Annotated in this window: 4 protein-coding genes and 1 pseudogene; 2 read left to right on the top strand and 3 right to left on the bottom strand. The window is 64.8% G+C overall.

Features of this window, described 5'->3' with window-relative positions:
- Positions 1–59 precede the first annotated feature (59 nt).
- The 3 genes from CR103_RS13690 to CR103_RS13680 all read right to left on the bottom strand — a co-directional run bounded on the left by CR103_RS13690 (position 60) and on the right by CR103_RS13680 (position 11494).
- Positions 60–1742, bottom strand: a complete 1683-nt coding sequence (locus tag CR103_RS13690) for a CehA/McbA family metallohydrolase (RefSeq protein ID WP_229443056.1) — start codon at positions 1740–1742, stop codon at positions 60–62.
- A gap of 168 nt (positions 1743–1910) precedes the next feature.
- Positions 1911–2774: an outer envelope protein gene (locus CR103_RS13685; protein WP_099916539.1), complete on the bottom strand. Its 864-nt coding sequence runs from the start codon at positions 2772–2774 to the stop codon at positions 1911–1913.
- A gap of 38 nt (positions 2775–2812) precedes the next feature.
- Positions 2813–11494, bottom strand: coding sequence for a glycoside hydrolase family 94 protein (locus CR103_RS13680; RefSeq protein ID WP_441293459.1), 8682 nt, complete (start codon positions 11492–11494; stop codon positions 2813–2815).
- A 371-nt stretch (positions 11495–11865) separates the two neighbouring features.
- On the opposite strand from CR103_RS13680, the gene CR103_RS13675 reads away from it, so the two are divergent.
- Positions 11866–12252 (top strand): cupin domain-containing protein, encoded by a 387-nt coding sequence (locus CR103_RS13675; RefSeq protein ID WP_099916538.1) that lies wholly within the window; start codon positions 11866–11868, stop codon positions 12250–12252.
- 416 nt (positions 12253–12668) lie between these two features.
- A pseudogene (locus tag CR103_RS24140) lies at positions 12669–12818 on the top strand (Lrp/AsnC family transcriptional regulator); the annotation flags it as partial.
- Positions 12819–12911: the final 93 nt, after the last annotated feature.

Genomic DNA, 12911 nt, shown 5'->3' with positions numbered 1-12911 from the left:
ATGAAAATGTCAATATCTGAACAATTCGTGTCCGGATGTTAAAAAAAGTGCCGCACGGTTTATTTGGCCGGGCTCGACTGCGTCACCCATACCGGCGCCGACCACAGCATGTTGCCGTCTTCCTGAGTCAGGCGAACATAGTAGAAATGTTCGCCCGGCGCCGGCGTAATGGTGGTTTGTGCGCTGGTCGACAACACGCTCACGCTGCCATTGCGTCCTGGCACGCCTTCGAACATCGTCACCTGTGATACCGCCTTGCCGGCAACGTTGGCGAAATGCGCCACCAGCGCCAGCGGACCGCGGTTGACGAAGCGCTCGCCCATGATGTGGCCGTTGGCGGTGAGCACCAGTTGTGAGCCTTTGTCCATCGTCGCAAACACCCGGCGCGCCTTGAGCGCATCGATAAAGCCGGCGTTGCCGAGCGGCCGGCCGGCCGGCAACAGCACGCCGGTGCGGTTGGCCGACGACGCGCCCCAGTTGGCGCAGTGGTTGTCCTGATTGGTGCTGAACGCCACGTGGTAGCCGGCCTCGAGCGCCTTGTTGCAGGCAAGTTCGAAGTTGCTGCGGCGCGCTTCGGTTTCGCTGATGTTGGTCGAAAACGCATGCGTGTTGACCACTTCGCACAGCGCCATGGCCTGGTCGCCATCGGCGCTGTAGCCGAGCGGCACGCCGCCAACCACGAACTGGCCGCTGCGGGCCGGATGGTTAAACTGGCCGACCCAGCCGCGTTGGCGCATCAGCGCGTACAGCGCGGCGTAGTCGCTTTTCGGCGTAAAAGTGTCGGCCAGCAGCTGGCCGCTGGCATTGCGCTCCCAGCCCAGCAGCTCGGTGCTGTTAAAAATGTTCATGTGGCCGCCGTTGGCGATCACGCCCCATTCGAGGGCGTACACCGCCAGGAAGCCGGGATGGGCGGCGTTGTAATCGGACGCCGCGTTCAGGCCCCAGCGGAACAAAGCACTGGCGGCGGCCGGTTCGGCGTCCGCCCTGGTGCCGTCCGAGCCGTCATACATGTGGTTATGCTCGGACGTGACGAGGATGTCGAGGCCGCGTTTTTGCGCGAAGGTATAAGCGTCGGTCGGGCCATAGGCGCCGCTTTGCGGATTCTGGCTGCCGCTGCAGCTGGCCAGCTCGCCGCCGCCGTCGCTGTGCGAAGACTGACTATGGAGGTTGCCCAGATAGACGCTGTACGGCAGCGAGCCGGGTGCAGGAGCCACGCTGGCATCGCCTGACCTCGGCAAGGCGCGAAACGCCGGCACGACAGGCGCGGCGATGCGCCCGACCGCGATGTCCCACTGCTGTTCGATGACGTCGTCAGGTGCGGCCGGCCCACTCGCTGCGGCGCCAGGGGCCGCAGCGTCGCGCGACCAGGCCTGCATCCGCACGCGGTAGATGCCGGCCGGCGCCAGCGCGGCGGCGATGCGGCCATCCCAGCGCACGCCGACGCTGACCGGGTCGCGTACCAGTGCCTGCGTGCCGCCCCACTGGCGCACCACGCGCTCGTCCGGCGCGATCAGCTCGAGGCGCCAGGTCACCGATTGGGGCGCCGCCACCAGCGGATAGTCGAACACCAGGGTAAAGCTGCGGGCACCGTTGGCGTCGCCCTGGTACGGCGCGGCCAGCGTCGCGTCGAACTCGCTGTGGTCAGGAACCGACGCCGACGCCAGACCAGCGGTAACCGCCAGCAATAGGGTCAACAGCGTGGCCAACAGTGGCCGGCCGGTGTTGCGATGCATCTTTCCCATCTGGTCCTCACTTGCCAACGACGATCGATAGATCAATGATCGCAACTTGGCAATTGGACAATTTGATGCAAGGAATACAACAGGGTGGCTCTGACAATATTTAATTGATATTTGTTAACGTCGGGCTAGGAGGGATTTCCTGCTGCCAATTTGATAGCGCGACACCGCCTAAAAACGCACGTCGGCCCGGATCATTGGCGTCGACGCGCGCTGGCCGCGCCCGCCGGTGGTCACTGCGGTGTTGCCGAACTTGTTGTTCCAGAATTGGTATTCGAGGCCGATGCGAAACACGTTTTTCGGGCTGCCCATCGCCGCGCCTACGTCGTACATCAATTGCATGTCGATATTGGTTTCCGGTCCCGTCTGGTTGCCGACCTCGTCCCTGCCCTTGGCGGCGATCAGGTTGGCGTAACCCTCGAACTTGAAACCGTTGCCTATCGGTATACCCCAGTTGGCCGTCAGCATGGGATGCAGCTTGTAGGTAGTGCGTCCGCGCACATCGAGGATGGGCGGAAAGGCGCCGCTCGGCGCATTACTCTCGTGCAGCAGCAACAGGCTGGTCTGCAGCAAGCCGGGGGCTTTCCACGTCAGGGTCGGGCCAGCCACCAGCATCCGTTTGCGCGAGTTGTAGCCGACGTCGTTCTTGGTGTTCCAGTCGAAGCCGACTGTGGCGCCGACGGCGGACACCGGGCCGAACGACAGGCCGGCGCCGCGCAGCTTGCCGATGTCGAAGGTGTGGCGGTACAGCACGTAAGCTTCCTGGGCGCCACTGCGCTGGGTCAGCGAGCCCGGGTCGTTGCGGTCCGACTGCAACAGGTCGATATTGAAAAAATTGGTACCGTACTGGTAGCCGCTGGCATGGGTCAGTGCAACGATGTTCTTGCGGATGGGCAGTGGATTGAACGGCTCGCCGAAACGGTTGCCGATGCGCCAGCTAAGCGACGTGTCACTCCACTCGGCCGCCGTGGTAGAAGCGGACGAGCAGATCAGCACGACGGCAACGGCCAAAGATGACTTTGTTAGCATGGTCATTCTTTGACGCGAAAACCGCCGCCGCGTTCATGTCTTTTTTAGCTTGGTACCGCATTCCCCCGCAGTACCGTCAGTTCCACCGCGTGATGGAAGCCGTCGTCGGCCAGGGTGATGGCGTTGCCGCCGACCGCCTGGCCGTCGAGCACCAACGTGCCCGCCGTTACCGTTACCTTTACCGTGATCGCGTAGCTGGCCGAGCGATACCGGTAATGCAGCCTGAAACCGTCCCATTCGGCCGGCAGGTGGGGCGCGATGGTCAGCTGGTCGCCGGCCAGGTTCAAGCCGAGCAACGATTCGACGATCAGCCGGTACATCCAGCCGGACGAGCCGGTGTACCAGCTCCAGCCGCCGCGCCCGATGTGCGGCGACACCGCGTAGACGTCGGCCGCCACCACATAGGGCTCGACCTTGTAGAGCGCGCTGCCGGCCGGGGTGGCGCTGTGATTGACCGGATTGATCATGCGCAGCAATTCCCAGGCCTTGTCGCCGTCGCCCATCTTGGCGAAAGCCATTGCGGTCCAGATCGCGGCGTGGGTGTACTGGCCGCCGTTCTCGCGCACGCCCGGCACGTAGCCGCGGATATAGCCGGGATTGAGCACGCCCTTGTCGAACGGCGGATCGAGCAGCTGCACCAGGCCAAAGTCGCGCCGCACCAGGCGAGCGTCGACCGCCGCCATCGCGCTGGCGGTGCGGGCCGGGTCGGCCGCGCCGGAGAGCACGCCCCAGCTTTGCGAAATCGAATCGATCTGGCATTCATCGTTGGTCATTGAACCGAGCGGGGTGCCGTCGTCGAAGTAGGCGCGGCGGTACCACTTGCCGTCCCACCCGTTCGCTTCGACGTTGGCAGCCAGCCGCTTTGCCTCGCTGCGGCAGGTCGCGGCGAACGCCGGGTCGTGGTGCAGCTCGGCCACCTCGGCAAATTTCATCAGCACGTCGTACAGGAACCAGGCCAGCCACACGCTTTCGCCACGGCCTTCGTTGCCGACCCGGTCCATGCCGTCGTTCCAGTCGCAGGTGCCGATCAAGGGCAGGCCGTGCTGGCCGAAGCGCAGGCCGCGCTTGATCGCCCGCACGCAATGCTCATACAGGTCGGCGCTCTGTTGCGAGTGGCCCGGCATGTCGTAATAAGACTCCTCTTCCTGCGTCAGCAGGCGCCCTTCGAGGAACGGCGCCTGTTCAAGCAGCACGCTGGCGTCGCCCGTGCTCGAGACGTAGCGGTGGGTCGCCAGCGGCAGCCACAGGTAGTCGTCCGAGCAGTGGGTGCGCACCCCGCGGTCCGACGGCGGATGCCACCAGTGCTGGACGTCGCCTTCGACGAACTGGTGGGCCGCGCACAGCAGCAGGTGCTCGCGCAGGATCTGCGGCTGGGTGTGGATCATCGCCATCGCGTCCTGCAGCTGGTCGCGAAAGCCGAACGCGCCGCCCGACTGGTAGTAACCGCTGCGCGCCCACATGCGGCAGGCAATGGTCTGGTACATCAGCCAGCCGTTGGCCAGCACGTCGAGCGCCGGGTCGGGCGTCTCGATGCGCACCGCGCCGAGCGTGGCGTCCCAGTGCTGGCGCACCAGGTCGAACGCCGCCTGCGCCGCTTCGCTGCCCTTGTAGCGCTGCACCATGCCGCTGGCGTCGGCATCGCGCCGCCCGCCGACGCCGAGCATGAACACCAGCTGGCGTTCCTGGCCCGGTTGCAGTTCGATGGCGACCTGGATCGCCGCGCACGGATCGAGGCCGGCGCCGATTTTGCCCGACAGGCGGGCGCGATTCATCGCCGCCGGACTGGCGAGGTTGCGGTTGCGGCCGACGAATTCGTTGCGGTCGGACGTGAACGTCCGGTTCTGCGCCTCGACCTGGAAGAAGCCGACGCGCCCGGCGAACTCGGTGTTGTAGGCGTTACGGGCAAACAGGGCGCCGGACTGCTGGTCGAGTTCGGTAACGACATGCATCGACGATTTCGGGCGCAAATCGCCCAGCACCCATTCGACGTAGCCGGTGACCGACAGCTTGCGCGGCACCGTGCTGTCGTTGCGCAGCTTGATCACCGAATACTTGATCGACGCGTCGAGCGCGACGAAGGTGGTCAGCTCGCTGTGGACGGCTTCCTCGGCATGCTCGAACACGCTGTAGCCGAAGCCATGGCGGGTGGTGTACAGGCCGTTGGCGCGCACCGGCAGCGCAGTCGGCGACCAGAAGCGGCCGGTCGCCTCGTCGCGGATATAAAAAGCTTCGCCGCCGCGGTCCGACACCGGGTCGTTGTCCCACGGCGTGAGGCGAAATTCGTGCGCGTTCTCGCTCCAGGTGTACGCCTGGCCGGACTCCGACACCACCGAGCCGAAGCTCGGGTTGGCCAGCACGTTGGCCCACGGCGCCGGCGTGCGGTTGCTGCCATCGGTGCGGATTACGTATTCGCGGCCGTCGGCGGAAAAGCCGCCGGTGCCGTTGTCGAGGATCAGCGCCGGGACCTTTGTGGCAGCGGCGCCAGAGGTGGAAGCCGAACCCTCAAGCCGCGCATACGGCTCGCTGCGCGGTTCGAACACGCCGGCCGGCAGCTTTGGCGTGAGCGGCATGGCGCGCTTGATCTGGTCGGCCAGGCTGCCGCGCGCATCCGAGAGGACGGCGCGCGCCACCGATTGCATCAGCACCCGGTCTTCCGGCGCAATCTGGTCGAGCAGGCGCACGAAGATGCCGCCCGGGCGGTCGATCGCCTGGGCGTCGATGCTCGATGCGATAAGCCCCATGATCTGGTCGTGCAGCGTCTGGCGGTAGCCCGAGGTGTCCTCGTACCAGATGACCAGGTCGACCACCAGTCCCTTCAGGCGCCAATAGGCGTGCGCCTGCACCATCTGGCGCGCCAGGTCGATGTTCTGCGGGTCCTTGATCTGCATCAGCACGATCGGCAGGTCGCCCGATATCGCGTACGCCCACAGGCCCGACTGGCCGCGGTGGTTGCGGATCAGCACCGCGGCGTCGGCGCGCAGCGCGGCGTTCGGGTAGATGACGGAACTGGCCAGCTGGCTGTAGAGCTGGGCGTCGGACTCGGTCGCATTGAGCTGGCGCAGCACCACCTGGCTGTGGGTCCACGCCAGTTCGAACACGCGGTCGGCCAAATGGCGGTCCTGGTACTTGTCGATCAGGTGCAGCGCCGCTTCGCGCGTCTCGGTCATGCCGGTGACGGCGTCGAGTACCACCACCTGGTCCGGTGCGAGCGTGAGCTTGTAGCGGATCGCCACGATCGGGTCGAGCACCGAGCCTTCGCCACCGGCCAAAGGCGCCGCCTCTAACAGCGCGCGCGGCGCCACCGTGCTGTTGGCGCGGCCGATGAAGTCGGGGCGGCTGGTCTCGAAACTGACGCCCACGAGCACGCCGTCGTGCACCGTCATCAGGTTCAGCAGCCACGGCATCTGCTCGTCCTTCGTGCGAGGGCGGCGGGTGCACAGGATCGCGTTCTCGGCGCGCAAAATTTCGGTCTGCACGAACAGTTTCGAAAACGCCGGGTGGGCCGCGTCGGCGGCGGCCGGCGCCATCACGACTTCAGCGTAGCTGGTGAACTCGATGGTGCGCGTCACCTGCGACTTGTTGGTGATGCGGGTGCGGCGCATTTCGATATCGTCTTCGGGCGAGACGACGATCTCGGTGTACAGGTCGATACCGCGGTCGTGGCGGCGGAATTCGGCCCGCCCTTCGGAAAAGATGACTTCGTATTTCTTCGACTCGACCAGGGTCGGCTGGAACGTGGTCGACCAGAAGGCGCCGCTGTCGACGTCGCGCACGTAACAGAAATTGCCCCAGTTGTCGGCGGTGGCGTCTTCGCGCCAGCGCGTCACGGCCAGGTCTTTCCAGCGGCTGTAGCTGCCGCCGGCGGCGGTGACCATCACGTGGTAGCGCCCGTTCGACAACAGCTGCACTTCCGGCTGCACGGTGGCGGCGGTGGTGATTGCGCGCATCGGCATCGATGCTGGCGTCATTGACGCGCCCATGTCGGCGGCCAGGTCGGCGGTGTGCGAATGGAAGGCGCCGGCTTTTGGCACGCGTTCCTGCAGCACCAGCATGGTGGCCTGAAACAGCGGATCGGACTCGAAGCGGCGCTGCATCGGCCGGTCGTGCAGCAGGTACGACAGGGCCAATAAACCCATGCCCTGGTGGTGGGCCATGAACGAGCGGATCACGGCAAAATCCTGGCCGCGCGGCAGGCGCGAGGCGGTGTAGTCGATCGCTTCGTAGAAGCCGTACATGCCCATGAAGCCCAGGGCGGCCATGCGCTGCAGGTTCTCGCTCGCCGCTTCGGCGTCGACCATCAGGCCGAGCATGGTGGCGTACGGCGCGACCACCAGGTCGTCGGCCAGGCCGCGCTTCATGCCGGTGCCGGGTACGCCGAAGGCGCGGTACTGGTAGTTCAGGTTGGCGTCGACGGTGTTGTAGCCGGATTCGGAAATCCCCCACGGCACCCCGCGCTGGCGCGAATAATCGATTTGCGCCTTGATGATGGCGCGGTAGGTCTGGTCGAGCAGGGTGTCGCGGTAGGTCGGCATGACAAGCAGCGGCATCAGGTACTCGAACATCGAGCCGGACCACGACAGCAGCAACTGCTGGCCGCCCACCACGCACAGCTGGCGGCCGAGCGCAAACCAGTGCTCCTGCGGAAACTGGCCCTGAGCGATGCCGACAAAGGAAGCGAGCCGGATTTCCGAGGCCAGCAAGTCGTAGCAGCTGGCGTCGAGGCGGCAGTCGGACGCGTTGTAGCCGATCGCCATCAGGTTGGTGGTGGTGTTGTAGAGGAAGCTGAAGTCCATGTCGGCGAACTGGCGCGCGCGCGATGCCAGGCCGGCGATGTTGTCGAGCCGGCGCTGCGCCTCGGCGCTGCCCTGGCCGACCATGTGCGTCAAAGCGTGCTGGCGCGCGCGCTCGCTCGGCGCCAGGTCGCTGCCCGCACTGGCGATCGAACTGAAGCCGGCCAGCTCGCGCAAGGTCGGAATGCGGGTCAGGCTCGAGTCGACCAGGTGCTCCTGCCCCGCCTTCATCCACGGCGCCAGTGCGAACAGCTCGTCGCGGGCGTGGCCGCTGTGGGCGGCCAGCTTTTCGGCCCAGCCGTGCAGATCCGGCCCGGCGGCCGCGAGGATGGCGTCGGCATCAACGCATAGCGTGTCGAGAACGTGGGCTAGGCCAGGCAAGGTGTGCGCCGCGCGCCGCGCTTCGGCCAGGTGGTGCTGCATCGCGGCGATGGCGGCGGTGGCACCATTGTCCGGCGCGGCATCAAGCGCCTGTTCGGCCACCACCTGCAGCGTGACGCCAATGCCGTCCAGGGTGCGGGGACCTGCGATCGGCTGGTCGGCCAGCGCCGACAGGCCGGGCGCCAAGGTCAGCAGGTGGCCGGCCAGGTTGCCGCTGTCGACCGACGACACGTACATCGGCAGCAGCGGCGCCAGCGAAACCGTATCGTACCAATTATAAAAATGGCCCTGGTGGCGCTCCATCCGGTCCATCGTCTCGAAGGTGGCGGCGGTGCGCGCGAGCACCTGGCCAAGCGAGGCGAAGCCGAAGTCCCAGGCGGTCAGGTTGGCCAGCAGCGACATGCCCATGTTGGTGGGCGAAGTGCGGTGGGCCACGACCATGACCGGATGCTCCTGCATGTTGTCGGGCGGCAGCCAGTTGTCGCCGGGGCCGACAAAGTCCTCGAAAAAGCCCCAGGTCTTGCGCGCCAGCGAATGCAGGAACAGCACGTCGGTGTCGCTCAGTTCGGCGCTCCTGGTTTCCATCGGCAGGCTGATCCACCAGGCGATGACGGGCGCCATGAACCACAGCAGCAGCACCGGGGCGGCGGCGAACAGCGCGCCCGGGTTGGCAAACGCCAGCGTCAAAGCGGCGCCGACGGCCAGCGCCGGCGAGAACCACATGCGCCGCCAGTTGGTCCCCATGTCGGTCGACGAGCGCGCCAGGCTCGATGGCCGCCATTCGAGCAGGTTGCGGCGCGTGACGAGCATGCGCCAGCCAGTGCGCGCGATAGCGTCGACGCTGAACCAGGCTTCGTACGGCAGGAAGGCGACCTGCAGCGCGACATGGCCGAACATGATCTTCAGGCTCGACAGGCCGCCGGCCATATGCTGGCGCCAGCGCACGTCGTGCGGCTTTTCGATCAGGCCGACCAGCGCGCTGATAAACGTCGGCACGAAGAACACCGATAAAATCGCGGCGCTCCAGAACCACGGCGACGGCAGCCGTGCCCAGCACAGCAGCAGCAGCGCCGTCAGCACCGGCGCCACCACGCTGCGGCGCAGGTTGTCGAACAGCTTCCAGCGCGACAGCGCCGACAGCGGATTCGGTTCGCGCGTGCCGCCAAAGGCCGGCACGCGCAGGCGCAGCCAGCCGGCCAGCTGCCAGTCGCCGCGGATCCAGCGGTGGCGCCGGCTGACGTCGTCGCTGTAGCACGACGGGTAGGTTTCGTAGAGCTGGGCATCGGACAGCAGGCCGGCGCGCAGGTAGCAGCCTTCCAGCAGGTCGTGACTGAGGACCTGGTTGTCCGGCAGCCGATTGCCGAGCAGGCGCTCGAAGGTGTCGACGTCGTAGATGCCTTTGCCGACGAACGAACCCTCGTAGAACACGTCCTGGTAGACGTCGGAGACGGTGCGGGTGTACGGGTCGATGCCCGGCTCGCCGCCGCACAATCGCTCGTAGCGCGACGCCGTTTCGCTCGGCAGCGCGGCGCTCACGCGCGGCTGCAGGATGCCGTAGCCTTCGATCACGCGACGCCCGCCGGCATCGAGCTGCGGGTGGTTCAGCGGGTGGGCCATGGTGGCGACGAACTGGCGCGCCGCATCGCGCGGCAGCAGCGTGTCGGTGTCGAGCGTGATGACGTAACGGATGTTCAGCAGGCCGCCGGTATCGCCCTCCACCACCGAAAACCTGTCGCGCGCGCCGCCGCGCAGGAAGGCGTTGAGGTCGGCCAGCTTGCCGCGCTTGCGCTCGACGCCGATCCAGGCGCGCTCGCCTTCGCTCCAGACGCGCGGGCGGTGCAGCAGCAGGAACGGACCTGCCAGGTATTTGGCGTTGAGCTGCGCAATCGTCGCGCGCGCCAGTGCCAGCAATTCGGCGTCTTCCGGCATGCTTTCGTTGGGGGCGTCGGCAAAGTCGGTCAGCAGGCAAAAGCGCAATGCCGGGTCGCGGTTGGCGAGATAGCGCACTTCGAGCGCTTCGCACAGCGGGGCGACGTTATCAATGGTAAACAGCATCGAGGGCACCACCACCATGGTGCGGGCGTCGTCCGGGATGCCTTCCCTGAAATCCATACGCGGCAGCGGGTGCGGCACGGTCAGCTGGGTGGCCATGAAATTGACCAGCGCCAGCGCCAGCTGGCTCGAGCCGATCGCCGCCATCACGCCAAGCAGCACCAGCAGCGCGCCATCGAGGCCGTTGTGCCAGGAGTGCAGCATGACGCTGACAGTAAACAGCGCCGTAAACACGGCGATCGCGCCGAGGTAGGTGGCGAGCGGCGCGGCGCGGCCGATCTTGCTCAGCGCCGAGCCGAGCGGATTGCGCACCGCCAGTTTCGTCTCGAGCGCCGGGAGGCCCGAGCCGACCAGGTAATAGCCGATGTGGCGGGTACGCAAATCGAGCCCGCCCCGGGCCGGCTCGCGGTTGGCCTGCGCCAGTTCCAACGCCTGTTCGGCGACCTGCACTTCGGTGTAATCGCAGCGCTTGGCAAGCTGCTCGACGACATGGCGGTAGTTGTCGCGCGTGGCGAAATCCATCTTGCCGTAGATGTCGTCGGGGTCGCGGCGCAAAGTCTGCTCGACAGCACTCAGGGTTTCGACGAACTCGCGCCAGTCCATGGTGCCGAGAAAGCGCAGGCTGCCGATGCAGTTGCTGATGGTGACCTGGTCGGCCGCCTGCTGGCCGATCTCGGCCTGGATCTGTTGTTCGATGGTCAGGCCGTCGTCGGCCAGCCGGGTGGTGACCCATTGCAGCGCAAGTGTCAGCGCCGAGCTTTGACCCTGCAGCCGGCGCGCCAGTTCGGCGACGAAGCCGCTGCTCATCGGCTGGGGCGAACGCGCCATGTCGGCCACCAGCAAGATCAGGTCGCTCGGATTCTTCTCAGCCGTCTCGCTCATCTGGTCGGCCCAGGTGTTGGCGTTGTCGCGCTGCTTGCGGTTGTCGTAGACGCGCGCGGCAACCCGGCGCAGGTTCTCGATCAGCGCGATGCGCAGCATGATCGGGATCGCCCACAGCTCACCGATCTTGAGCGGCGCTTCGTCCTGGTAGGCCACGACGAAGCGCGCCAGGCTTTCCGGGTCGACCCGGCCATCGCCGTGCGAAATGATTTCGAGGGCGATCTGATAGACCCGCGGATTGCCTTCGGCGTCTTCGTTGGCCAGGCGCGGCAACTCGTTGCTGTAGTTTTTCGGCAAGTGCCGGCGTGCCGTGCGGATCTGCTCTTCGATCAAATAAAAATTATCCAGCAGCCAGTCCGAGGCCGGCGTGATCTGGCGCCCGGCCTTGATGGCGGCGGTCAGTTCGGCGCAGGTGGCGGCGATGACGTCATCATTTTCGGTAAGGCGATCGAGCAGCCGGTCAGGGCCGCCGCGGCGGCTCAGCTGGTGGCGCGCGGCCAGGTGCTTGCCATGAGCCGCCATCTGGGCGGCACTGAACAGTTCAGAGCGCAGCGGTAATTCTTCATCGGCACTGGGGCTGCCATCGCGGTCGGTGCGCACGGCGTCCTGCCATGCGTTCAGCTTTTCCAACGGAGTGGTTTTTTCTTGATTCAACGGTGACCTCGCAGTAGGCGTGGACTGCCAAACCGCTCAAGGCGGGCGGATTGCGACCGGGTCGGTTCAAAGCGTGAAAGCATGATCGAACGGCTGTTTCAATGTTAATGCCGCCACCTTGGGCTGACTGTGCGCAAACGTACATAAAGCGGTGCCGCGAAGGCGGGCTCCAGGGTTGCGACCAAGGGTCTGCTATCGCGCCTGCGTAAAACGATTGACACGTTTCTTATTGATTTATAACCAATTTGTCCTAACATAAATGCGATGAACCGAGCCGCGTTCCAAGGAGCTGTCCAGCAGCAAACCCTGGCGCGTACATCACAAGCGAGGAGAAAGCCATGCATATCGCAAAAGAAAATGTCCCGGCAAAAATTGCCATACCGGGCGCGACTGCCCGGCAACAGGTCGATTTCGGGGACGCAACAGGATATGGCAAGATAAGCGGCGAGTATTTTTCGCTTCCCGCAGGAATGGATATCTCTCCGCTGTTGCTAGGATTGGAAGGAAACTTGTGCCAGTCGCCGCATTGGGGCTTCGTGCTCAAAGGGATGCTCACCATTACCTACGGCGACGGTACGCAAGAAGTGACGCAGACGAACGACCTGTTTTATTGGCCGCCGGGACACACGGTCAAGGTTGAAGAAGAAGCAGAAGTAATTTTGTTCAGCCCCCAGCATGAACATACTCGTGTTCTGGACCACATGATTGACAAGATGAACAGCTAAATCGGTACCGCAAATCGCTGTGCCGAATCCTGCCCGCTTCGATTGCTTAATTGCCAGCGAAGCCATCTTCAATGCGGATGCCGAACCGGCGCCGACGCGTCACGCCTGCCGTACCGAAGACGACGCCAGGGCAAGCCTGGCGCCAGGCGCTCGCGCGAGTCGGTTACCTGCGCGTGGGCGCGGAACACGCGCCATGGTCCAGCGCGGCCATCAACGCGGTGCAAGTTTTCGGCGGCGGCAATTGCCGCCGGCTTATTTTGTTATGCATAAAGAAACCCGAGGGGAAAACAAAAAGATGTGGCGGATGACATATTGTTGGTTAATATGTTGCTGTTTTGCGAAATAAAATACGTGCTGAGTTTTCTCATTTTTTGATATATGAAGTATATTTATACGATGAATAGCACAAAAGTAGTATGAATTTACTTGATAAATTTGACTATGCCATCCTGGCCATCCTGGCCACCTCGCAGGCCGACGCCACGCTGTCGATCGCCAGCTTGAGCGACGTTGTCGGGCTCTCCAGCACGCCTTGCTGGAAGCGGGTCAAGCGGCTGGAGGAAGAATAAGAAACTGATCGCCACCGCGTTGCACCTGACGGGCGTGTCGTCGGCGTTTTCGATGGAGCAGATCAAATACTCGACGGCGCTGCCGCTCGA

Source organism: Massilia psychrophila (assembly GCF_002760665.1).
Classification (GTDB): domain Bacteria; phylum Pseudomonadota; class Gammaproteobacteria; order Burkholderiales; family Burkholderiaceae_D; genus JAFCUW01.
Note: the sequence above shows the minus strand (reverse complement) of the source record. Positions and strands in the feature narration are given on the sequence as shown.